Below are 22081 nucleotides of genomic sequence, written 5' to 3' on the forward strand. Positions count from 1 at the left end.
ACCTGCCGGATCCCGGCGCCCGTCGCGGGCGCCGGGATTCCGATCAGTCCGCGATCTCGATGTGACGGTTCTTCTCGGTCGCCGACTTGGGCACGACCACCGTGAGAACGCCGTCGGAGAGCTCCGCTCGTACGCCCTCCGGCTCGATGTCGCCGGGCAGGTAGACGCGGTACTCGAAGCGCCCCCTGCGACGTTCCTTGCGGCGGAGCCGGCCACCCTCACGCTCGGTGATCTCACCGGAGACCACGAGTTCCCGTTCGTTGAGCTGGATGTCCATCTGGTCCTTGCGCGCGCCCGGAATCTCGGCCTCGACGATGTAGGCGTCGTCGGTCTCGTACACGTCCGCCATCGGTGACCACGGGACGGCGGCGCTGACCTCTCCGAAGGCCGCGTTGATCAGCTGCCCCATCTGGTCGTAGATGTCCTCGAACTCCCGCGGCGCGCCCGCAAGTGTGGTGTTGCGCGCCCTTCGCTGGGCGATGGGAAGCGCCATGTTTCACACCCCCTAGGTCACGAATTTCCAGGGAGAGAAACCCCCCTACCGATACGACGCTTGTCGCTGCGGGCGCCCGGCGCATCCTCACATCTGTCAGTTCTGGCCAATCTTTGCCGTCGCCGGCGGCCCCGGATCACAACAGGAGATCGAAGAGAGTTGTCACCCTGACCCACTGGTCCGTCTGGGGATTTCTCCGTTCCGGCTCGATGATCGTGAAGGCCCGCGCGAGCGCGAACGTCAGCCCGCCGACGATCTCCGGCAGCGCCTGCTCGGTCTCCTCCGCGACTGCCAGGTCGAGCGGCGGCCGCTTGGCCAGCTCCTCCAGAATGGGTTTCAGCTCGATCTCCTCGTCGAGCCTGCGGAAAGCGTGAACGGACTCCTGAAGTCCCTTGCTCACCGGCAGATCGGAGGACTGGATGACGTCCCGGGCGTTCGCCCTGGCGTGCGCCTGGCCGATCAGGAGCAGATCGTAGATCTTCCGATCGACGAAGTCGTCGTAGCGCTTGAGGTCGTTCTTGTCGACGTCGATGCCGGCCGCGGCCCGGAAGAGCCGCTGGAACCGGGCCACCGCACTCGGTCGCATGGGACCGCCTCCTCTTACCGAGCCTCACCGGCCGCGTACGCGGCCGGCATCCCGCAACCCGACGCGGCGTCAGCGCGCCAGGTGCTCGTGCACCAGCCGTACCGCCATCGAGCCCTCGCCCACCGCCGAGGCGACGCGTTTGACCGAGCCGCTGCGCACGTCACCGACGGCGAACACACCGGCCAGGTTGGTCTCCAGCGGGAGCGCGTCACCGTGGCCCGTACGGACGTAGCCCTTCTCGTCGAGGTCGACGTTGCCGGCCAGCCAGGCGACGCACGGATCCGCGCCGATGAACACGAACAGGTCGTTGGTCTCGAAGGTGTGCCGCTCGCCGGTACGGCCGTCTTCGACGACGATCCCCTCCAGCGATCGGTCACCGAGCAACTCGCGCACCTGCGTGCGCAGGTACACCTCCACCGCCTTGTTCCGCTCGATCCGGTCGATGAGGTACCGGGACATGCTCTCGGCGAGATCACCGCCGCGGACGAAGAGGCGGACCACGGACGCGTGCCCGGACAGGAAGAGCGCGGCCTGACCGGCGGAGTTACCGCCGCCGACGATCGCCACCGGCCGTTTGTGGCAGGCCATCGCCTCCACTTCGGTCGCGGCGTAGTAGACCCCCTGGCCCTCGAACCGATCCAGGCCCGGTACGGCCAGCCGGCGGTATCGCGCACCGGTCGCGATCACGACGGAACGGGCACGGGCACGGGCACCGTCGGCGCGCCGGACGGCGTACGAGCCGTCCGTGCTCTCCAGCGTGGTCGCCTCGACCGGGATACCGAGCCGGGCGCCGAACTTCCTGCACTGGATGACCGCTCGCTCGGCGAGCTCACCACCGGAGACGCCACCCGGAAAGCCCAGGTAGTTCTCGATGCGAGACGATGTGCCGGCCTGGCCGCCGGTCGCGATCGCGTCGAACAGGACCGTGTCCAGTCCCTCGGACGCACCGTAGACCGCGGCCGCGAGCCCGGCCGGCCCGGCGCCGACCACGATCAGGTCACAGACCTCCTCCGTGGTGGCCTGGTCCGGCGCGGGCAGTCCGGTGACCCGGGCCAGCTCGGCGTTGCTGGGATTGCGCAGTATCCGGTCGCCGAAAAGGATCACCACCGGCGTGTCGTGCGGCGGGATGTTCAGCTGGCACAGCAGCGACTCGGCCTCCCGGTCATCCTCCAGGTCGATCCATCGGTACGGCAGGCGGTTGCGGGCGGCGAAGTCACGCAGACGCCGGGTGTCAGTGGAGAACCGCGAACCGACGATCCGCAGTCCGGCGCCGAGTTCGATCAGCAGCGACCGGCGTACGAGATAGGCGCGCAGGACCATGTCGCCGAACCACGGTTCCGCGACGATCAGCTCACGCAGGCGAGCGATCGGCACCTGTACCACCTCACCGGGATCCTGCGCCACGGCGGTGAAGAACGCGGGCTGGCCGGTGAGCTGGCCGAGTTCGCCGATGAAACGGCCTCTGCCGTGCAGTCGGATGACCTCGCCGCTCTCCAGCACCGCCACGGTGCCGGCGGTGACGACGTAGAAGTCGTAGTCGTGGTCGCCCTCGCTCACGAGGGTCTCGTCGGACCGCGTCGGGCGGCGGGTGCCGTATTCGGCGAGCCGGACGATCTCGTCGGCGTCGAGGCGTGGGTACGCGCCGTGCAGGTCAGGTGTCTCTTGCAAGGGTCTTCTCCACCCACGCGCGCAGCGCGGCGGCGGGCGCCGCCCCGGCCTGTCGGTCGATCATCTTCCCGCCGCGCATCAGCAGCAGCGTCGGCACCGCCTGTACGTCGAAGCGCGCCTGCGTCTTCGGGGCGAGGTCGATGTTGACCTTGACCAGCTTCAACCGGCCGGCAAGGTCGCGCGCGACTTGCTCCAGCCCGGGGGTCACCTGACGGCACGGAGCACACCACTGCGCCCACAGATCCACCAGCACGGGGACCGACGCGTGCTCGGCGACGTCGGCGAACGTGTCGTCGTCGGCCTCGACGATCCAGGGCAGTGGCCGGTGGCAGTTGCCGCATCGCGGCACGCCCTCGGCGGCCACGGGCACGCGGTTCTGCTTTCCGCAGTTCGCGCACCGGATCGTGGCCCCCGGGTGAACCCTCGTCTCCCGCACCATCACGCCCCCCGGTGTTCTGTCACTGGACAACGTCGCGACGGAGTCGCAGGCGATACCGGGACGGCCGCCCGCGGCCAGGTGTATCAAGCTCGATACGGGCTCCTACAACGACACTCGCCGTCCGTTCGGCCCGGCGCATCCTCAATCCTGGTAGCGCTCGTGGCCGGGCATTCTCACGGCGTAGCGCCGAGCGGAACGACGTCGATCAGCTTCTTGTTGACGAACTCCTGGATGCCGAGCCGGGACAGCTCCCGCCCGTAGCCGGACCGCTTGATGCCGCCGAACGGCAGCTCGGGTGCGGTCCAGGTGGGGTGGTTGATGAAGACCATGCCGCTCTCGATGCGGTGGGCTATCTCCTTGCCGTGCTCGATGTCGGAGGTGAAGACCGCGCCGCCGAGCCCGAAGCCGGTGTCGTTGGCGATGGTGATCGCCTCCTCATCGTCCCGGACGCTGAAGAACATCGCCACCGGGCCGAACAGCTCCTGACCGTAGACCGGGTTGTCACGGCTCACGTCGGTGAGGATGGCCGGCTGGACGAACGCTCCGGTCCCCGGCACGGGCGGACCGGCCTCGGTCGCCCGGGCACCGTGCTCGACCGCCTCGGCCACCTGCGCCTTGAGCTGGTCGGCGGCCGACCGGGACGACATCGGCGGCAGCGTGGTCCGCTCGTCCATCGGGTCCCCGGCGACCAGCCCGCTCAGGGCCGCGGTGAACTCCTCGAGGAACTTGCCGGCGATCTGCTCGTGGATGAGGAGCCGCTTGGTGGCCACGCAGCACTGCCCGCAGTTGTTGAGGCGGCCCCACACGGCCCAGTGGACCGTCGGACCGAGATCGGCGTCGGGCAGGACGATCAGCGGGTCACTGCCGCCCAGTTCGAGAGTGGTCTTCTTGATCGCCTGGCTGGCGCGTGCCGCGACGACAGCGCCCGCCTGCTCGCTGCCGGTCAGCGCCACCCCCATCACGCGCGGATCGTCGATCACCTTCCCGACCTGCTCCTTGGTGACGAAGAGGTTGGTGTAGACGCCGTCCGGCGCACCGGCCTCACGGTAGAGATCCTCGAAGGCCAGCGCGGATCGGGGAACGCCCGACGCGTGCTTGACCATGACGACGTTGCCCGCCATCACGTTGGGAACCGCGAACCGCGCCAGCTGGTAGTACGGGAAGTTCCACGGCTGTACCCCGAACAGGACACCCAGCGGGCTGCTGACGACGAACGCCTCGCCCTCACGCGTGTCCATCGGGACCGGCTTGAGGAAGTCCTCGGCGTTGTCGGCGTAGTAGTCGAAGATGTCCGCGCTAAGGAGCACCTCTTCGACGCTTTCGCCGATCAGCTTTCCCATCTCCAGGGTCACCAGACGGGCGAACTCGTCCCGCCGCTCACGCAGGATCCGGGCCGCGCGCCTGGTGACGGCCGCCCGCTCCTCGAAGCTCCGCCGACGCCACTCCTCGTACGCCGACCGGGCACGTGACAGGGCGTCCTCGAGTTCCGCGTCGGTGATCTCCGCGAACGTGGCGACGACCTCGCCACTGTAAGGATTGACCGATTGATAAGGCATGATTCCCCCCGAATATGCCTATATGTGGCCTACTCCCCGCCTTGACGCCGGCCGAAACGGTGCTAGGCGAGCCCCATGGGGCGTCGTCCTCCCGCGTCTCGAGGCGGCCACCACAGGAGTCGCAGACGTCCTCACAGCGGCACCGCCTTACCGCTTTCTGGCACTCCTACCAGGAGATACGTACGCACCGTAAGACCATCACATACTCGTGTGTCACGCGCTAGGAGGGTGACGGCGATCTGTTCGTTTGCGCCGCGAGAACCCAGGGGAGGGCGCGTTATGACGGCCTCCGGGGACCGGGCTCACACCCTGGACGCTGAACGTCGTTCAGACGTTGACTGGAGAAAAGCGCGTCACGCTGGATGAGATGGACGACTGGAGCGAGCATCAGTCGTCCGCTCGACAGGAGAAGGCCGCACAGCGCAAATGCATCGACATCGAGGTCGTGGCCGCCCACCTGCACGGAATGCTCGACGAGCTGATGTGACATTCGAAGAGGTGAAGATATGTCTACCGACAGGCCCGAACCGCAGCGGCCGCACAAAGTCGTACTGGGGTCCTACTCCAGCCACGCGGCTGCCCAGCGCACGGTGGGCGTGCTGGCCGAGCGCGGATTCCCGGTCGAGCACGTCACCATCGTGGGGACGAATCTCAAACTCCAGGAAGTCGTCCTCGGCCGCTGGACACTGGGCCGGGCACTCGTGAGCGGAGCGGTCACCGGCGGATGGATCGGCCTCCTGGTCGGACTGGTGTTCCTGATCGTCAGTCCGTGGAACCCGGCATCGGTGCCCTACGCGGTCGGGCTCGGCATCGTGCTAGGTCTGATCTGGGCGGCGGTCGCGCGAGTGTGGCAGCGACAGTCGTTCGCCGCGGTTCCTGCGGTCGTCGCCGACCGTTACGACGTTCTGGTCGATGCCCAGTTCGCCGACGGGGCGCGGCGGATCCTGGCACTTAGGCCGGTCGCCCCGGCCGAGCGGCGGGACCACCCGCTCTGACCGGCCTTCATCACGCCAGAACCCATCACGTCGTGGTGAACGAGCGGGCGACCTCCGCGAGCTCGTCCAGCATCCGGCACGTCTCCTCGGCCTGCAGCGTGGGCAGATCGAAGAGCACTCGATCGACGCCGGCGTCGGCGAGCCGGGCGACGACCTCATGCTCACCCGGTACGGCATAGACCGACACGGGGATCCGCCCTCGGCCGGTCTCCACGGCGCGTCGCTCCAGCTCGGCGATCCTGCGGGCGATCTCTTCGGGACCCAGCCTGTACGTCGGCATCCAGCCGTCCCCGTACTCCAGCGTGCGGTCAAGCGCCTTCGGCCCGTTGCCGCCCACGACGATCGGCGGATGCGGGCGCTGTACGGGCTTGGGCCAGCAGAAGATCGGGTCGAAGTTCACGAACGTCCCGTGGTACTCGGGCTGGTCCTTGGTCCAGATCTCCTTCATCGCCTGCACACGCTCGCGCAACAGCGCCATCCGGGTCTTCGGGTCGGTGCCGTGGTTCTGCATCTCCTCCCGATCCCAGCCGGCCCCGATCCCGACGACGGCCCGGCCGGCGGAGACGCGGTCGAGGCTCGCGATCTCCTTGGCCGAGGTGATGGGATCCCGTTCAACCAGCAGGAGGATGCCGGTGCCGAGCCGGAGCCGCTCGGTCACCACGGCCGCCGCCGTGAGGGTCACGAACGGGTCGAATGTCCGGTAGTACTTCCGCGGGAGCTCGTCCTCCTCGGGCCATCGCGACTCCCGTTCGACGGGAATGTGGGTGTGCTCGGCGACGAACAGCGACGCGAAACCGCGTTCCTCCAGCGCCTCCCCGAGCCGCGCAGGTGCGATGCCCTCATCGGTCACGAACGTCGCGACCCCGAATTCCATCTGCCCCCCGGTTGTCCTCTAGAGCGATTCATCCCAATTCGGGCTCCTCGGCAAACACGGCCGGACGCCGTGGAACGGACTCCGGCCCGGTTCCGCGCCCCATCACCTCATCCGGGATCGTCACGGTACGCCGACCGCCGACAGGTGCGGAGCCGACGCACGGCGCTGTTCCGGGCTGGTCGTGACCCGCCGACGCGGCTGGTCGCTGTCCAAGCGCGCGGGGCGGACTGTCGCGGCGTCCTTCGGGGATGGCGCTGACTCCCATGGCGCCGCAGGTGGGACAGATGATCTCGTCACCGGTGGGGGCAGAACCGGAACGCCGTCGAGCCGGTAGAAGGCGAACGTCGCGCCGACGTCGTCGCTCACGTACTGCACGTCGTAGTCCGCCGTCCGCGTCTGCCCGCAGCGGCCGCAGACGAACCTGTAGCGTTCCACGGCGGTCTCGACCAGCATCGTCATCGCCGTCACCCCCCGCCTCGGGACTTTCCCCTCATCGTTCCCGCCACCGGCCCCCGCGCCGCGCCGGACCGTTTCTTTACCGTGCCGGCTCCGGGCTCGCTACCCAGATTAGGGATGTCGCGCCTGGCCACGGCGCATAGATTCCCAGGCACGGAAACAGTTGCCGATCATGTGAGCGCCGCTCGCCTGTTCGTCTCCGAGGCGCTCACCCTGGACCCCAGGATGAGGAGCGAGAAGCTGATGGCCGCACAGGCCGAGGTTACGCTCGCCGTCGCGACGGCCCTGGACGGTATCGCCGCGGCGATCCGTGAGGGCAAGGGCCACTAGACGCCGCGGAGGAGAGCCGACCGTACCGTCCCCGCCGTGGGCGGGGACGGTACGGCCGCGGGTTGACGCTTCCACCGGCCGCAGCCATCGCAGTGAAAACGGTCGTGCGGCTCGCGTAGCGTCAGGCCGCACCGGGGACGGCGGGGACCGGGGGCCGCCTCCGAAGGCGACCACCACGCGATGCGGGGCGGTGGCTACGGGGAGTCATAGCCGTATCGGCCGGTCTCGCCGATGCGGGTCGCTCGGCCATCGAGATCCGCGCGCCGTCCCTGACCGATTGTTCGAAAACACGCTCGGGCGCGTGGTCGCGTTGGCCGCACGCCGCCGAGACCGGCCTCTGATCGAGGAGGAGCGGCCGTGGACTACCGTGAGTTCATCCAGGTCACGCAGCGCGAAGGCGGTATCGACGGCGACGTGGCCGAACGTGCCGCGCGGGCGACCCTGATGACGCTGGCCGAGCGCCTGTCTCCCGGGCAGGCTCGCAAACTCCTCGCACAGCTCCCCGCGGAAACGGCGCCCTGGCTCCACACCCAACGCGCCGCCGAAGGGTTCGACCTCGATGAGTTCCTGCGCCGCGTCGCCGAGCGCGAGGGTGTTGACGTCGAGACCGCCGACCGGCACGCGCACGCCGTGTTCTTCGCGCTCGGACGGGCGGTGAGCCGCGACGAGATCGCCGACATGGCCGAGGAGCTGCCTCAGGGCTTCGCGCCGCTGGTCGCCGAGGCTCAGGGGAGGTTCTTCGACGTCATGTCGGCCGAGGAATTCCTGGCCAAGGTCGCCGAACGCGCCGGCCTCGACGCCGACGGGGCGCGCCGCGCCACCGAGGCCGTACTGGAGGCGCTCGCCGAACGCATCGCCGGTGGCGAGGTGGACGACCTGATCCCGCGTCTTCCCCTCGCGCTGCACGGTCCGCTCAGACGCGGCCGAGCCACGAGCGGCGGCGCGGCGCGACGGATGCCGCTGGATCGGTTCGTGGACCGCATCGCCGAGCTGGCGGGCGTCGACCCGTTCAGGGCACGCGAGTACGCCCGCGCGGTCTTCGCCACGTTGCGCGAGGCGGTACGGGACGAAGAGTACTTCGACGTCACCGTTCAGCTGCCGCCGGACTACCATGCGCTGCTGCCGGAGCCATGATGTCCACCCTTCCGCCGTACTGGACCAGGGAGGCTCACGGGGCGGCGACGATGCGCGGTCGTGCGGCCGAATGGAACGCCGCCCTCGATCTGCTGGCAGAGCGCTCCGGAGTCCTGCTCGTCGAAGGCGAGCCCGGCATCGGCAAGAGCCTTCTCCTCCGCGAGGTGACCCGAACGGCCCGCGCGCGGCTTCTCGCCGGTGACGGAACCGGCAACGGACGCCGCCCAACGCACGTCCCGGCGCGGCGACACCGGCCGGCGCGCACTCCCGGCCACGTCAGGGTCCTCACGGTCGAGCCGGCGGCCCACGGCCCGCATAGCCCAGCCCAGGGTGCCGGCCGCGGGACCGGATGGCCGACGACCCCTGGGAGCTCGAATGAAAACGGAAACTCCGCAGCTCGTCATCTCGCGTGTGTTCGACGCACCGCGGGATCTCGTCTACCGAGCCGTCACCGATCCCGACCAGCGTTCACCAAGCTGGACGCCACGCTGATGAATGTCCAGGCTGTCGCAGCTGATCATCGAGAGCATGCGCGCCGACCTTGAGCTTCTCGATGAGCGCCGATTCCGAAACGGCGTCGTACACCTCCGCTACCGCCCCCTCGGCCGGTGAACGGCAGCCCTGTCCGATCGCCGGCGGCGCCCGCACCAGAGTGGCGGACGGACGCGAGCCTCAGTCGCGCAGCGGGATCTTGAGCAGCAGCGACGTGCCCTCGCGCAGAGGGCTCTCGAGCTGGAACGTGCCGCCGAGGGCCTCGGTCCGGTCGATCAGGCCGATGAGCCCTGTTCCGTGGCCGAGCTCGGCGCCGCCGATTCCGTCGTCGTTGACCGAGACACGTACCGCTCCTCTGTCTATGGACAGGTCGACGCGGGCCCTGTTCGCGTGCGCGTGCCTGAGCACGTTGGTCAGTGCTTCGGACACGATGTAGTAGACCGCCACCTCGATGACCTCAGGCAGGCGCCCGTCGATGCTCACGTTGAGCTCGACCGGTATCGCGAACCGGCGCACCAGTGACGTGAGGGCGGGCCGCAGCCCACCGCGCGAGAGCGACGCCGGATGGAGCCCGCGCGAGATCTCGCGCAGGTCCTCCAGCACGTCCGTCAGACCCTGAGCGGTCCGGGCCAGCTGATTCCTGAGCACGTCCTGCCCGGGTTCGAGGCACGTCTCCGCCGTGCGCAGCTGGAGGCCGAGGGAGATGAGCCGCTGCTGCACGCCGTCGTGAAGATTGCGTTCGATGCGGCGGCGGGTCGCGTCGGAGGCCGCGATGACGCGGGCGCGGGAGGCGTGCAGCTGGGCACCGATCTCGGCGTTGTCGATGGCGGCGCCGGCGAACACACCGAGCTGGAGGATGCGTGCCTCCGTGTCCTCGGGCTGCGCTTCGGTGCTGAGAGAGGAGATCATCCCCCAAACCCGTCCCTCGACGATGACGGGGCAGGCGACAACGGACCTGATGCCGCGCTCGCGCGCCCATTCGCCCATCTCGGTCTCGGCGTTGGTGTAGTCGGCGACCCGCCCCGGCTTACCGGTCCGTGCCACGATCTCGGTCACGGAGCCGTTCTGGATCGGCCAGTGTCCGGTCAGCGGCGGCATGACGTCGAGGCTGCCCGGCCGGCTCCAGTGGCCGACCGATGTGGTGCTGTCATCCGGCTCGTAGCGGTTGATGACCACGTAGTCGGCCCCGAGAAGCTCCCCGATCTCGCGGGACACCGCGCGGAAGATCTTCTCCGGCGATACCGCCTGGGCGGCCAGCATCGCCATCCGGCGCTGCGCCGCCTGCTCGTCCGCGAGATTCATGACCTGGACCTGGCAGAGTTCCAGAGCCGCCAGCAGAGACTCGAAGGCGCCTTGGCCGACCTCCTCCGGCGGGTCCTCGGGTTCGTCGGATTCAGGTTCCGGCTCCGCGCTCCTCACGCGCCAGCGGAGGGACTCCCTGATGGCGCGGACGGCTCGCGCGAATCTGTTGTCAGTGGCCTGTGCGCGGGGGCGCCGGACTCTCATCGAGGCGTCGCCTCGACCAGTGGAGACCGGTCATCGATTCGCATAATGCCAGCGTACGACGGCCAGGTGAAGCCGATGTGGCCAGCAGGCGGCAGGACACCGGGCCTGAATCCTCACCGATCACACGATTTCATGGCGCAGCCCGCCACACCCAACGCGCCGACAGCGAAGGCGCCCACGCCGCCGAACTCGCTGCCCGGCATGCGGATGGGCTCCGCGTGGACCGCCACCCCCGGCGGCGCGCACCTGTACCTGGAGGCCGTCGCCGGCGTGCGGTTCGTGGTCGGGCCGGGGGAGCGGATCGCCGCCGACGGCATGTCGGCGGCTTCGGTTCTGTCGCCGTTCGTCTCCAGCAGAGCCTGGACGATCGCGTCGCGCTCCAAGGTCTCCCATGGGGTGAGGACGTGGCGGCTCACCGTGTGGCATGACGTCGGCAGGTCCTCGGGGCGGATCTGCCCGGCTCGCGTCCGGGTCAGCGCGTGCCGTAGCCCCTGCGCGAGTTCGGCGATATTGCCGGGCCAGCGTGACCGCAGGAGGATCCGCATCGCGGCCGGTCCGCACGACACCGATGGGTGAGCATTGAGCCTGCGCAGCAGGTGGGGTACGAGTTCACGCACGTCGTCGATCCGGTGACGCAGGGGCGGCACGGTCAGCGTCACCGGCAGGGCGCGCAGTAGGTCGTCCGGTAGTTCGGCGTCCACGGATGCGGTGGCGACGAGCCAGGGCCGGTCCGGACCGGATTGTGAGTCCAGCCATGCCGTGACCGCCGCCAGCGCGGCGGGGGTGAAGTGCTCCGGGTGGCGCAGTACCACGGTGCGCCTCGCGGAGCCGCTGGAGGAGGCTTGGTCCAGGCGGGCAGCGGTGTCTTCGGTACGGTCGCCGGGCTCGATCATGACGAGCGGTGCCTCGCGGTCGCGGGCGTGGTGCGCGGCTTCGGCGAGCGTCAGCTTGCCTGCGCCGGGTTCGCCCTCCACCAGCGTCCAGGCACCGGCCTGGCATCGTGCCATCAGGTCGGTGCACACCTTACGGAACGTGGTGGAGCCACCCGCGAGGCCCAGCTCGGCGGGACTGATCATTGGCCGGGACATGGGCCGGCGTGCCTCGATGAGGTTGATCTCGACCACCGCCGTTCCGGCGTACGTTCCGACCGGGTGGCAGCGCAATGTGGCCGTCTCGCCGTGAGACAGCGTGACCTGGCCCGACAACGCGCCGGCTCGCAGCAGATCGGCGGCGCGGTCGTGCACGATCGGGTGATCGGCGGGCGCGAGGAGGTCGGCGGCCGGCCGGTTCGCCACGGTCAGGCCGTCGCCGACGGTGATGGCCGGCCGGCCGAACTTCCGGCCGATGGAAAGGAATTCGCACATGATGGCCCGCTCGCGCTCTGATCCCAGCTCCACCAGCCGCTGCTCGACGGCGCTCGCGGCGTTGTGCGCCAGAGCGGGGACCAACGGCCCGGCGTCTTTGTGCCAACAGGTGATGTTCAGCAGCCCGACCAGTCGTCCGGTCAAGGACCCGCCGGTGCAGCACCCGGCCATTGGCATCGGTGACGAAGAGGCCGACGCCGACCTCGGAGAGCGTTTCGGCCAGACGGTCCAGCACCGGCCGCGCCGCCCGCATCAGCGGGCCGTCGGTGTCAAGGTCACCGATGAAGGGTGGATCTAGACCAGCGCTGTCGACGGCATACAGCTGCGAGCGTCGCCATGATTCGACTATCCCGGCCTGCAGCCGGTCGGGAACCTCCTCCGCTTGCAGGAACGCTCCCGGGCCCAGGCCACGCTGTCGGCCTTGATGATGTCGATCATTTATCCGCTCCTTCCGTCCGATCTGCGGCATGGCCCCGTCTGTCGTCGCGGCTCATCGGCGTGGCCGGCCGGGTCGAGCGGCGTGGTCGTTCGATGACGTCCCGTCGAAGGTCGCTCGCGCTCCCGATGCTCGCGATGGGCCCTGCGGATAGCGAGCCCGGAGATGGCGATCTTCGGGATGTACGCCGCGGCAGGGCTGGTCTCGAGCATGGGCCTGATGTCCTTCTCAGCGTAGGTGGACATCAAAATCACGGTCGGCTGCCAGCCGGGTGCCGCCGCCATCAGCAGCTGCGTGAGGTCGAAACCGCTCGTCGTCCCCAGGTTGACGTCCACGAGGACGACGTCGGGCCGATGCAGGCAGGCATGGCGGAGGGCCTCGGCGCTCGTCGAGGCAAGGCCGACCACGGTGATTCCCGCATGGCTGAGCACGTCGTTGATGGCGCGCAGGAAGTGATGGTTGTCATCGACGACGACGCAACGAATGGGCGTGCTCGTCGTGCGATGAGTCACCGGACCGCCCGGTACGAAAGAGGACAGATGCTCGGCGGCCCGCGCCGCTGGAGATGAGGTTCTGGGTCCCATTGATCCAGGCAAGTCCATGATTCTCCTGGCAGGGCGTCTCGTTCTGAGAATCGTGGCCTCGGCTGGCCGAGCCGACCGTCCTGGCGGCCCACCGTCCCGCCTGGGTGGCACACGACGTGATGAAGATGACCGGACCGTCGGTCTGATCGACCCGGTCACAGCCCCTGCTCGCTCGATCTGAGACCGGCGATGCAAGGAGATAGAACGTTCGGTATTGACGTCTCGACGAGGCCATGCCACCGTTAAGCGAGATAGAACGTTCGGTCTCTTCCTGTCCGCTGATTGTTCGAAAGGATCGTCGTGACCACCGTTGCCTCATCCACCGCCCCCGGGATCGCGCCGGCTCTGCGTCGGCTGTACTTCGTCCGGTTCGGGTTCGCCATCGTCTGGGCCCTCCTGCTGTTCGCCACCAAGTCGGACCTCGGCCCTGTCAGCGTCCCCCTGCTCGTTCTGTATCCCCTGTTCGACGCCGCCGCGGCGGTCATGGACACTCGTTCGTCCGGCGCGACCGGGCCCGCGCGCGGACTGCAGGTGAACGTCGCGATCAGCCTGCTCGCCACCGTCGGTCTGGCCGTCGCGTGCGCATCCGGTCTGCCGGCCGTCCTGCGCGTCTGGGGCGCCTGGGCGATCGTCTCCGGACTCGTGCAGCTGGTCGTGGGCGTCGCGCGCCGCAAGATGGGCGGCCAGTGGCCGATGATCCTCAGCGGTGGCATCTCCGTGTTCGCCGGTGCTTCGTTCATCACGTCGGCCTCCGGGGCGAACCCGTCGCTGGCCAACATCGCCGGCTACGCGGTGCTGGGTGGCATCTTCTTCCTCGTCTCGGCGCTACGCCTCGGCCGCGCCGCCAAGGAGCGCTGACATGGCCACCGCGACGTACGACGTCGTCGTCATCGGCGCGGGTCCGGTCGGGGAGAACATTGCCGACCGGGTGGCGCAGGGCGGTCTGAGCGCCGCGATCATCGAGCGGGAACTGGTCGGCGGTGAATGCTCCTACTGGGCCTGCATGCCGACCAAGGCGTTGCTGCGGAGCGCTGCCGCGCTTCGGGCGGCCCGGCAGGTGCCCGGCGCCCGTGAGGCGGTGACGGGTGACCTGGACACGGCGGCCGTGCTCCGCCGTCGCGACTCCTTCGCCTCGAACTGGAAGGACGACGGGCAGGTGTCCTGGCTCGGCCACGCTGGGATCTCGCTGTACCGCGGACAGGGGCGGATCGGCTCCACGCGGGTCGTCGAGGTGATCGGTGAGGACGGCGCGACCACCTCGCTGACCGTACGGCACGCGGTCGTCATCGCGACGGGAAGCGGTGCGCTGGTCCCGGACATCGCCGGTCTGCGCGAGGCGGCACCGTGGACCAGCCGGGAGGCGGCCGCCGCGAGCGCGGTCCCCGGCCGGCTCGCCATCATCGGCGGTGGCGTCGTGGCGTCGGAGATGGCGACCGCGTTCGCCGGTCTCGGGGCTTCGGTGACGATGCTGGCCCGCGACGGTGTGCTGCCGCTCGCGGAGCCGTTCGCCGGCGAGAGGGTCAGCGAATCGTTGCGGGATGCCGGTGTGTCGGTGCGCCTCGGTGCCGAGGCCGCATCCGTCGAGCGCGACGACGGCGGAACCGTGTCCGTCACTCTCACCGACGGTGAGCAGATCGAGGCCGACGAACTCCTCGTCGCGATCGGCCGTACGCCGAACACCCAGAACATCGGCCTGGACGACATCGGTCTGACGCCGGGCGCCTGGCTCACGGTCGATGACACGATGCGCGTCCTCGGGGACGACGGGGCACCGATCGGTGACGGGTGGCTGTATGCCGCCGGCGACGTCAACCGGCGCGTGCTGCTGACGCACCAGGGCAAGTACCAGGCCCGAGCCGCGGGAGACGTCATCGTGGCGCGCGCGAAGGGCGAAGCGGTCGAGGACGGCCGATGGGGTCGGCACGCCGCAACGGCCGACGAAGGTGCGGTGCCGCAGGTGGTCTTCACCGAACCGGAGATCGCATCGGTGGGTCTGACCGCGGCCGCCGCCGCGGCCGCCGGACTGCGGATCCGGGTCGTCGACCACGACCTGGGCGCAGTCGCCGGAACCGCCCTGCACGCCGACGGGTACCGAGGGCACGCCCGCATGGTCGTCGACGAGGACCGGAAGGTGATCGTCGGTTTCACGCTCGCCGGTCCCGACGTCGCAGAACTGCTGCACGCGGCGACGATCGCGGTCGTCGGGGAGGTTCCCCTGGACCGGCTCTGGCACGCGGTCCCCGCCTTCCCCACCCTCAGCGAAATCTGGCTGCGGCTGCTCGAAACCTACGGCCGCTGACCGCTCGGCCGGGTACCCGTCGCGTCGCGGCGGGCCGAGACGACAGCACCGCGTACTCCCGAAAGGTTCGATCTGTCATGGGTTTTCGCTTGTTCCGCGGCGCCGCGATCGTTGGTGTTACCGCACTCGGCCTGCTCACGGCGAGCTTGTCGGCCGTGGCGGCTACTCCCGGCAAGCCGGACAACAGCCTGAAGCCGACCGTCGTACTCGTTCACGGAGCGTGGGCGGACTCCGCCAGGGCCGTCACCGACGCGAGCGTCGCCCGCACCACCGAGGCGGATGCCACCCACGCGGTCATCTCGAACCACAATGCGAACGGGCGAGAGGAACCATGACCGTCGAAGTCGACGCAACCGTACGCGCCGGGACCGTGCCGATGACTCGCGCGCAGATCGGGCAGGCCATGTCCGGCCTGTACATCAGTATCTTCGTGGCGATCCTGTCGTCGACGATCGTCACGAACGCACTGCCGACGATCGTGGCGGACCTGCATGCGGGGCAGAGCGTCTACACCTGGGTGATCACCGCAACGCTTCTCGCCACGACCGTGTCCAGCCCGATCTGGGGCAAGCTGGCCGACCTGCTCAGCAAGAAACTGCTCATCCAGATCAGTTTGATCATCTTTACCGTCGGCTCAGTCCTGTCCGGCCTCGCGTCGGACGCCGGCCTGCTCATCGCGGCGCGGGCGGTCCAGGGCATCGGCGCCGGCGGCCTCCTCGCGCTCATTCAGGTGATCATCGCGACGATGATCTCGCCGCGAGAACGCGGTCGCTACAACGGCTACTTCGGCGCGTTGCTCGCGGTCGCGACCAGCGCCGGTCCGCTGATCGGCGGATTCATCGTGGACACCGAGTGGCTCGGCTGGCGATGGTGCTTCTTCGTCGGCGTCCCGTTCGCCGTCGCCGCCCTGATCGTGTTGCAGAAGACCCTGAATCTGCCGGCCGCCAAGGGCTCCGTGCGGATCGACTGGGCCGGGGCCGCGTCGCTGACGGCCGCCGCATCGCTTCTGCTGGTCTGGGTGACCTTCGCCGGCGACGGATACGCGTGGCTTTCTTGGCAGTCCGCGGCCTTCGTCGGTGGCGCTCTGCTGTTCTCACTCGCGTTCGTCGTCGCCGAACGGCACGCCAAGGACCCCGTCCTGCCGCTCTGGTTGTTCCGCACCCGTACCGTCGTCCTGGCGATCGTGGCGAGTCTCGTCATCGGCGTCGCCATCTATGCCGGATCGACTTATCTGAGTCAGTACTTCCAGCTGTCCGAAGGCAGAACGGCCACCCTGGCAGGCGTTCTCTCCCTGCCGCTCGTCCTCGGTCTCGCGCTCGCCTCCACGGTCGGCGGCCGGATCGTCACCGCCACCGGTCGCTGGAAACCGCTGCTGCTCGCGGGAACCCTGCTGATCGCCGCGGGGCTCGCGCTGCTCGGTCTCACCCGGCACGACACGCCGTACTGGAGGCTCGCACCGGCGATGGGCCTGCTCGGCATCGGGCTCGGCGCGACCCTGCAGAACCTGGTCCTGGCCGTCCAGAACCAGGTGAACCTGCGGGAGCTCGGGGCGGCCAGCTCCGCGGTGTCGTTCTTCCGCACGCTCGGCGGGACGATCGGGGTGTCGGCGCTCGGTGCCATGCTGGCCGGCCGGGTCAGCCGCCTCACCGCCGACGGGTTGGCCGGGGCGGGGGTGCAGGCCGGCGGTGGTGGCTCGTCGATTTCCCGGCCGGCCGAGTTGTCCGCGCCGGTCCGGGCGGTGATCGAGGACGCGTACGGGCACGCGACCGGTGACCTCTTTCTGTACACGGTGCCGCTGGCGCTCGTCGCGATCGCGATCGTCTTCTTCATCCGGGAAGTGCCCCTCCGTACTTCCAATGCCGTGGGCGACGACCCCGAGGACGGGTCGCGATGATCCCCGGCGAGACGATCGCCGAGCACATCGGTGTGGCCACCTCCGTTGTCTCGCGCCGGCTCCGGCTGCTGGAAACGCTCGGTCTCATCGAGCGGCTTCCCGCGCCGGACGACGGCCGGGCGTATCTGGTGGGCCTCACCGACGAGGGCCGCCACCACGTTGCCGAGGTCCAAGACGTCCGCAGCAGGCGGCTCGGCGGGCTCGTCGAGTCATGGCCCGAACGCGATGTCCGCACCCTCGCCGAGCTCCTCGCGAAGTTCAACGGCAGCGCCGCCGGGCCGGCCCGGCACTGCAAGGCAACAGGCGGCGACGTCCGTGAGTGACCGCTCCCCGGCGCGATCGCGGTTGCTCGCCACAGCGATCCGGCTGTTCTACGCCGAGGGGATTCACTCCGTCGGCATCGACCGAATCGTGGCCGAGGCGCAGGTGACTCGAGCGACTCTCTACCGGCATTTCCCGGGCAAGGACCAGCTTGTCGTCGCCTATTTGAGCGAGGTCGACAGGGCTGTTCGCACCCAGCTGGCCGAGGCCGCCGGTCGAGAAGAGTCCTCGGCCGACGTCGTACGAGCCGTCGGTGAGTCGATCGCCGCCGATATCGGGGCTCCCGGATTCCGCGGATGCGCCTTTCTCAACGCCGCGGCCGAATACCCGGATCCCGCACACCGCGTGCGCCGAGCCGTTCTCGTTCACCGAGAGTGGTTCCTGCGCACGATCACCGATCTGCTGGGGCACGCCGGGGTCACGGCACCCGATCCCGCCGCGAGGCACTTCGTCATGTTGCGAGACGGTGCGATGGCGGCAGGTTCCCTCGCCGAGCCGGAGCGGATCGGCCGTACGTTCCTCCGCGGGGTCGAAGGTCTGCTGAAGTACCGGGACGCCCACGTGTTTTCGGAATGAACAGGACCTCGAACTGGCCTGGGCGGCACAGCGTGCCGGGCTCTACTACGTGGGCGTCAAACTCGCACTCGCGGTCATCGAGCGGCACCGGGTGACCCACAGCCAATGGTCCCGACGATGTTCACCCGCCTGCTCAAGCTCCCCGCCGAGACGCGGGCCCGGTACGACCTGTCGAGCCTGCGCCACGCGGTCCACGCTTGCCGGTTTCAAGGTTCCTCGCGACATCCGGTTCACCGGGGAACTGCCCCGTACGCCCACCGGCAAGATGCGCAAACACGAGCTCAAGGAGCCGCTGTTGCGCCCGGAGATCCGGATCTCCGGCGATTGAGGCCGTCGGTCGTTGGCCCTCAGGCGGTCCTCGCCCCGGCCCTGTGAGACGTGGAGCCGGTACGGTGCTGCAGGATTCCGTCGACTCCTTGGAGAAACGTGTCGCAGACCTCCACCGGGTCGGAAAGGCAGCCCTCGGCCATCGCGCCGTCTCGTAGCATGACGAAGTGCCGGCCCGCGAGCTCGGGTGGCGTCTCCCCGACCTGCGCGAGCAAATCGGTGATGGTGCGCAGGAACCACTCGCGGTGAGCGAGAACGGCCTGGTGAACGGGATGCTCGGGATCCGGATACTCCGCGACGGCGTTGAGGAAGGCGCATCCGCGGAAGCCGTTCGACTGGATACCGCCGGCGATCGACTTGGCGATGGCTCGCAAGGTGTCGGCGGCCGGCCGGCCGCTGCCGAGAACCTCGCTGACCTGATCGCGATCGGCCTGGTGGACCGCCTGCAGGTATGCGACGACGAGTTCTTCCTTGCCGGGAAAATGCCGGTACAGCGTCGCGCGGGTCACCTTCGCCTCAGCGACGATCCGATCGATTCCGACGGAGTGGATCCCCTCGGAGTAGAAGAGCCGGGTGGCGGTTTCGAGCAGCCGCGATCGCGCTTCGGAAACCTGACCTTGAGGGTTGTGCGCCATCACGAAAAGTGTAGCAGATAGAACGTTCGGTATGCCGAAGCTGACACGTCACTCCGGCCCGTGTACGCCTACGATTTCGGTGCCCACGACGCGGCTTGCGACCTGGTGCGCGGTCCACCACCTGTTCCCGTCCGAGCGCTGATCGCCGAAGGCAACAGCCGGGCGCACCGTTTACCACGTTCACCCACGTTACAGGGCATGTTTGCGCTGTTGCGGGGTGGTTTCGCGGATGGTTTCCTGAAACACATGGGCGACGGACCTTGGCCCGCCGTGGGTGGGGGCTCTGAACACCTGTCGCGGCCTGGCTACCGCGGCCGGTCCCGGGAGTGGCGCGTTGTCACCGGGTTGCTGCGGGCGGCCGGGGCGGGCCGTGGCGGCGTGCTGCTGGTCGAGGGCCCGTCGGGGATCGGCAAGAGCCGGCTGCTCGCGGAGGCGGTCGAGGCCGTCGAGAAAACTGGCTTCATGATCGCTCGTGGCGGAGCCGACGAGCTGCGGTGGCTGGATCCGCTGGCGCCGCTGATGTCGGCGCTCGGTGAGTCCGCTCGTACGCTGGACCCTCCCAAAGGTGTGGGGTCCTCCGGTGACCTGCGGATATGGCTGGTGGACCAACTGAGGGTGCGGCTGGAGGAACGTCTCGTCCAGGGGCCGATGCTCCTCACGCTGGATGACCTGCAGTGGGCGGACCGGGCGACCCTGCTGGCGCTGCGGTCGCTGGTGTCGGACCTGGCCTCGTACCCGCTGGTGTGGATGCTGGCGCGTACGAGCGGCGAGGAGGTCGCCCTGAATCGCCTGTACGACGTTCTGGAGCGCGGGGGCGCCACGCGGGTGATCCTGGCGCCGCTGGACGATGAGGCGGTCGGTGAGATCGCCGAGGACGTGCTCGGCGGGGCGCCGGAGACCACGGTGCTCGCGCAGGCCGCCGCGGCCGGGGGTAATCCGTTCCTGCTCGTCGAGCTGCTGGCCGGGCTCCGCGACGAGGCGGCCGTCGAAGTGGCCGACGGCCGCGCGCGGCTGGTCACCGAGCCGCTGCTCCGGCTCCCGGAAAGCGTCCAGACGTTCGCGCAGAAACACCTGGACGGGCTGTCACCGCAGGCCCGGCATCTGCTCCAGGCGGCCGCGGTGCTCGGCCACTCCTTCGCGGTCGAGGACGTGGCCGAGCTGCTGGACGAACCCGCCGGCCAACTGCTGTCTGCCGTCGAGGAGGCGTTGGCGACGCAGATCGTGGTGGCCAAGAGTGACACGCTGACATTCCGCCACCATCTGCTGTGGCAGGCGGTGACCGATGGCATTCCCCAGCCCGTACGGCAGTGGCTGCACCTTCGGGCCGGGCAGATGCTGCTGGACCGCGGCGGCTCGGCGATCCCCGCGGCGGCGCACTTCATGGCGCACCCCCGGCCGGGCACCACGCAGGCCCTCGCCGGACTGGACCGCGCGGCCCGCGAGGTGCTGCCGTCCTCACCACAGACCGCCGCCGACCTCGCCACGCGAGCTCTGGACCTCACCGATGCCGCCGACCCAGCCTGGTTCGACCGTACGGTGACCGCGGTCGAGGCGTTGACGGCCACCGGACGACTGTCGCAGGCCGCCGAGCTCGCCCGGGCCGGGCTGGACCACGCATCCGACGGCCAGGCCCCCTACCTGCGCCACCAGTTGGCCCTCACCCTGCTGTTCAACGGCCGGCCGGGGGAGGCGCTGACCGAGCTCGAGGACGTGCTCGCCCGGCCGGACCTGGCCGCCGGCCTGCGCGACGCAACCGAGCTGACGTGGTTCGTGGGCCTGTTCTCCCACCAGGACATCTGGCGCGGCCGTCAGCGGGCGGAGGCCATCGTGACCACCCGCGAGCACCACGGCGACGGCGCCCTGGTCGGAGCGCTCGTCCTGCTCATGCACGTCGCCTGGGCCGAAGGGCGCGTCGCCGACGGGCTCCGCCTCGTCCGCGAGGCGGCGCGGATCGCCGGCCGCGGGTCGATCGGGGCGCACAGCACCGGCCCGCGCCTGAACCTGGCGATCTGCCTGCTGAACGTACGGCTGTTCACCGAGTCCGAAGACGTCCTGCGCGCCACCGACGAGCAGATCGGCCGGTTGGGACACACCCTGCAGTCCGCCGGCGCCGCGTACGTACGCGCCTACCTGCGGCTGGCCACGGGCCACATGGACGACGCCGCCGCCGAGGCCGAGGCCGGGCTGGAGACCGCCGATGACCTCGGCACCCACACCTTCACCCCCATCGGGATCCTCGTGCTCGCCACCGTGTCGCTGCTACGCGGCGACCTGTCCGCGGCCGCCCGCTACATCCGGCAGTACCAGGCCCACTCCGCCCGTGGCCTGACGTTCCCCGCGGGCTGGGCGACCGCGGCGGTCGCCGAGGCCCGCGGCGGTCCGGGGGAGGCGATGCGCGTACTCCGCACCATCTGCCCCGACGTCGCGATGTGGCGCTGGCACCTCGTGGCCGAGTCCAACCTCGCGGCGTGGGGCACACGCGTCGCACTGGCGTCCGGCGACCGCGCCCAGGCCGAGATGATCGTCGCCACGATGGACCGCATCGCCGGCGACAACCCCGACTTCCCCGTCCTCACCCACGCCGCGGCCCACGCCCGCGGAATTCTCCACCGCAACACCGCCGCGCTCCGTCAGGCCGCCGCAGGGTCCCCCGACCCGTGGGCACGCGCATCCGCCGCCGAGGACCTGGGCGTCCTGCTCGGCGGTGCCTCCAGCGAACCCGACCACCAAGCGGCCATCGACGGCCTTGACCAAGCGCTCGAAGGATACGAGCAGATCGGCGCGCCCCGCGACGCGGCGCGCGTCCGCGCGCGACTCCGCCGATTCGGCATCCGGCGACGCCACTGGGCGAGTTCCGAACGTCCCGAGACCGGGTGGGACAGCCTCACCGACACCGAGAACAGCGTCGCCGAACTCGTCGGCGAAGGACTGACGAACAAACAGGTCGCCGCGCAGATGTTCATCTCGCCCCACACCGTCAAGTTCCACCTCCGACAGGTGTTCCGCAAACTCGACATCGGCTCACGCGTCGAACTCGCCCACATCATCACTCGACGGAACGACGCCTCGTGATCGGTTGGGTCTGTCCGGTTAGCCGTACCGTCCCCTGTTTCCTT

Annotated in this window: 22 protein-coding genes; 11 read left to right on the top strand and 11 right to left on the bottom strand. The window is 69.4% G+C overall.

Features of this window, described 5'->3' with window-relative positions:
- Positions 1-43: 43 nt before the first annotated feature.
- The 5 genes from QWU11_RS36445 to QWU11_RS36465 form a co-directional block, all read right to left on the bottom strand.
- Complete coding sequence (locus QWU11_RS36445) at positions 44-493, bottom strand: Hsp20/alpha crystallin family protein (protein ID WP_290119072.1); 450 nt, start codon at positions 491-493, stop codon at positions 44-46.
- A gap of 136 nt (positions 494-629) precedes the next feature.
- Positions 630-1079 carry a DUF1931 family protein gene (locus QWU11_RS36450; protein WP_290119073.1) on the bottom strand — a complete coding sequence of 150 codons (450 nt, stop codon included), beginning with the start codon at positions 1077-1079 and terminating at the stop codon, positions 630-632.
- A gap of 69 nt (positions 1080-1148) precedes the next feature.
- Positions 1149-2747 carry a cyclic nucleotide-binding domain-containing thioredoxin-disulfide reductase gene (locus QWU11_RS36455; RefSeq protein ID WP_290119074.1) on the bottom strand — a complete coding sequence of 533 codons (1599 nt, stop codon included), beginning with the start codon at positions 2745-2747 and terminating at the stop codon, positions 1149-1151.
- Positions 2731-3117: a thioredoxin domain-containing protein gene (locus QWU11_RS36460; protein ID WP_290119075.1), complete on the bottom strand. Its 387-nt coding sequence runs from the start codon at positions 3115-3117 to the stop codon at positions 2731-2733. The genes QWU11_RS36455 and QWU11_RS36460 overlap by 17 nt, the downstream gene beginning before the upstream one ends.
- 242 nt (positions 3118-3359) lie before the next feature.
- Entirely contained in the window at positions 3360-4742 is a 1383-nt protein-coding gene (locus QWU11_RS36465) for an NAD-dependent succinate-semialdehyde dehydrogenase (RefSeq protein WP_290119076.1), read from the bottom strand.
- A 506-nt stretch (positions 4743-5248) separates the two neighbouring features.
- On the opposite strand from QWU11_RS36465, the gene QWU11_RS36470 reads away from it, so the two are divergent.
- Complete coding sequence (locus tag QWU11_RS36470) at positions 5249-5737, top strand: general stress protein (RefSeq protein WP_290119077.1); 489 nt, start codon at positions 5249-5251, stop codon at positions 5735-5737.
- A 25-nt stretch (positions 5738-5762) separates the two neighbouring features.
- Here QWU11_RS36470 and QWU11_RS36475 read toward each other — a convergent pair whose 3' ends face one another.
- Together QWU11_RS36475 and QWU11_RS36480 are read right to left on the bottom strand one after the other, a co-directional pair.
- The gene (locus QWU11_RS36475; protein WP_290119078.1) at positions 5763-6611 is read right to left on the bottom strand and encodes an LLM class F420-dependent oxidoreductase; all 849 of its coding nucleotides are present in this window, start codon (positions 6609-6611) and stop codon (positions 5763-5765) included.
- 120 nt (positions 6612-6731) lie between these two features.
- On the bottom strand, positions 6732-7070 hold the full coding sequence (locus QWU11_RS36480) for a hypothetical protein (RefSeq protein WP_290119079.1): 339 nt from the start codon (positions 7068-7070) through the stop codon (positions 6732-6734).
- A gap of 171 nt (positions 7071-7241) precedes the next feature.
- On the opposite strand from QWU11_RS36480, the gene QWU11_RS36485 reads away from it, so the two are divergent.
- Both QWU11_RS36485 and QWU11_RS36490 read left to right on the top strand, forming a co-directional pair.
- Entirely contained in the window at positions 7242-7397 is a 156-nt protein-coding gene (locus QWU11_RS36485; RefSeq protein ID WP_290119080.1) for a hypothetical protein, read from the top strand.
- Positions 7398-7754: 357 nt separating this feature from the next.
- Positions 7755-8531 (top strand): DUF2267 domain-containing protein, encoded by a 777-nt coding sequence (locus QWU11_RS36490; RefSeq protein ID WP_290119081.1) that lies wholly within the window; start codon positions 7755-7757, stop codon positions 8529-8531.
- 672 nt (positions 8532-9203) lie between these two features.
- Here the strand turns inward: QWU11_RS36490 and QWU11_RS36495 are convergent.
- Both QWU11_RS36495 and QWU11_RS36500 read right to left on the bottom strand, forming a co-directional pair.
- The gene (locus QWU11_RS36495) at positions 9204-10442 is read right to left on the bottom strand and encodes a GAF domain-containing sensor histidine kinase (protein WP_290119082.1); all 1239 of its coding nucleotides are present in this window, start codon (positions 10440-10442) and stop codon (positions 9204-9206) included.
- A 200-nt stretch (positions 10443-10642) separates the two neighbouring features.
- Positions 10643-12037 (bottom strand): hypothetical protein, encoded by a 1395-nt coding sequence (locus tag QWU11_RS36500; protein ID WP_290119083.1) that lies wholly within the window; start codon positions 12035-12037, stop codon positions 10643-10645.
- Between the two features lie 10 nt (positions 12038-12047).
- Here QWU11_RS36500 and QWU11_RS36505 point away from each other — a divergent pair, with 10 nt between their 5' ends.
- Positions 12048-12191, top strand: a complete 144-nt coding sequence (locus tag QWU11_RS36505; protein ID WP_290119084.1) for a hypothetical protein — start codon at positions 12048-12050, stop codon at positions 12189-12191.
- A 140-nt stretch (positions 12192-12331) separates the two neighbouring features.
- Here QWU11_RS36505 and QWU11_RS36510 read toward each other — a convergent pair whose 3' ends face one another.
- Positions 12332-12841 carry a response regulator gene (locus tag QWU11_RS36510; protein WP_290119085.1) on the bottom strand — a complete coding sequence of 170 codons (510 nt, stop codon included), beginning with the start codon at positions 12839-12841 and terminating at the stop codon, positions 12332-12334.
- 372 nt (positions 12842-13213) lie between these two features.
- Here QWU11_RS36510 and QWU11_RS36515 point away from each other — a divergent pair, with 372 nt between their 5' ends.
- From QWU11_RS36515 to QWU11_RS36540, 6 genes are all read left to right on the top strand, one after another.
- Positions 13214-13771 carry a hypothetical protein gene (locus QWU11_RS36515; protein WP_290119086.1) on the top strand — a complete coding sequence of 186 codons (558 nt, stop codon included), beginning with the start codon at positions 13214-13216 and terminating at the stop codon, positions 13769-13771.
- Between the two features lies 1 nt (position 13772).
- Positions 13773-15212, top strand: coding sequence for an NAD(P)/FAD-dependent oxidoreductase (locus QWU11_RS36520; RefSeq protein WP_290119087.1), 1440 nt, complete (start codon positions 13773-13775; stop codon positions 15210-15212).
- A 77-nt stretch (positions 15213-15289) separates the two neighbouring features.
- Positions 15290-15547 (top strand): hypothetical protein, encoded by a 258-nt coding sequence (locus QWU11_RS36525; protein ID WP_290119088.1) that lies wholly within the window; start codon positions 15290-15292, stop codon positions 15545-15547.
- Positions 15544-17106, top strand: a complete 1563-nt coding sequence (locus QWU11_RS36530; RefSeq protein WP_290119089.1) for an MDR family MFS transporter — start codon at positions 15544-15546, stop codon at positions 17104-17106. The genes QWU11_RS36525 and QWU11_RS36530 overlap by 4 nt, the downstream gene beginning before the upstream one ends.
- Positions 17103-17429 carry a MarR family transcriptional regulator gene (locus tag QWU11_RS36535; protein ID WP_290119090.1) on the top strand — a complete coding sequence of 109 codons (327 nt, stop codon included), beginning with the start codon at positions 17103-17105 and terminating at the stop codon, positions 17427-17429. The genes QWU11_RS36530 and QWU11_RS36535 overlap by 4 nt, the downstream gene beginning before the upstream one ends.
- The gene (locus tag QWU11_RS36540; protein WP_290119091.1) at positions 17422-18003 is read left to right on the top strand and encodes a TetR/AcrR family transcriptional regulator; all 582 of its coding nucleotides are present in this window, start codon (positions 17422-17424) and stop codon (positions 18001-18003) included. Before QWU11_RS36535 ends, QWU11_RS36540 begins: the two co-directional genes overlap by 8 nt.
- Before the next feature lie 347 nt (positions 18004-18350).
- Here QWU11_RS36540 and QWU11_RS36545 read toward each other — a convergent pair whose 3' ends face one another.
- On the bottom strand, positions 18351-18965 hold the full coding sequence (locus tag QWU11_RS36545; RefSeq protein ID WP_290119092.1) for a TetR/AcrR family transcriptional regulator: 615 nt from the start codon (positions 18963-18965) through the stop codon (positions 18351-18353).
- Between the two features lie 246 nt (positions 18966-19211).
- On the opposite strand from QWU11_RS36545, the gene QWU11_RS36550 reads away from it, so the two are divergent.
- Positions 19212-22037: a LuxR family transcriptional regulator gene (locus QWU11_RS36550; protein ID WP_290119093.1), complete on the top strand. Its 2826-nt coding sequence runs from the start codon at positions 19212-19214 to the stop codon at positions 22035-22037.
- The last annotated feature ends 44 nt before the right edge of the window (positions 22038-22081 follow it).

It is taken from the genome of Actinomadura sp. DC4, assembly GCF_030406325.1.
Classification (GTDB): Bacteria; Actinomycetota; Actinomycetes; order Streptosporangiales; family Streptosporangiaceae; genus Actinoallomurus.

Bases quoted from the DNA above. Each gene is read 5' to 3' on its own strand.
- QWU11_RS36445 (WP_290119072.1), bottom strand. From the start codon at position 493: ATGGCGCTTCCCATCGCCCAGCGAAGGGCGCGCAACACCACACTTGCG.
- QWU11_RS36450 (WP_290119073.1), bottom strand. From the start codon at position 1,079: ATGCGACCGAGTGCGGTGGCCCGGTTCCAGCGGCTCTTCCGGGCCGCG.
- QWU11_RS36465 (WP_290119076.1), bottom strand. From the start codon at position 4,742: ATGCCTTATCAATCGGTCAATCCTTACAGTGGCGAGGTCGTCGCCACG.
- QWU11_RS36470 (WP_290119077.1), top strand. From the start codon at position 5,249: ATGTCTACCGACAGGCCCGAACCGCAGCGGCCGCACAAAGTCGTACTG.
- QWU11_RS36475 (WP_290119078.1), bottom strand. From the start codon at position 6,611: ATGGAATTCGGGGTCGCGACGTTCGTGACCGATGAGGGCATCGCACCT.
- QWU11_RS36480 (WP_290119079.1), bottom strand. From the start codon at position 7,070: ATGACGATGCTGGTCGAGACCGCCGTGGAACGCTACAGGTTCGTCTGC.
- QWU11_RS36520 (WP_290119087.1), top strand. From the start codon at position 13,773: ATGGCCACCGCGACGTACGACGTCGTCGTCATCGGCGCGGGTCCGGTC.
- QWU11_RS36525 (WP_290119088.1), top strand. From the start codon at position 15,290: ATGGGTTTTCGCTTGTTCCGCGGCGCCGCGATCGTTGGTGTTACCGCA.
- QWU11_RS36530 (WP_290119089.1), top strand. From the start codon at position 15,544: ATGACCGTCGAAGTCGACGCAACCGTACGCGCCGGGACCGTGCCGATG.
- QWU11_RS36535 (WP_290119090.1), top strand. From the start codon at position 17,103: ATGATCCCCGGCGAGACGATCGCCGAGCACATCGGTGTGGCCACCTCC.
- QWU11_RS36545 (WP_290119092.1), bottom strand. From the start codon at position 18,965: ATGGCGCACAACCCTCAAGGTCAGGTTTCCGAAGCGCGATCGCGGCTG.
- QWU11_RS36550 (WP_290119093.1), top strand. From the start codon at position 19,212: ATGGGCGACGGACCTTGGCCCGCCGTGGGTGGGGGCTCTGAACACCTG.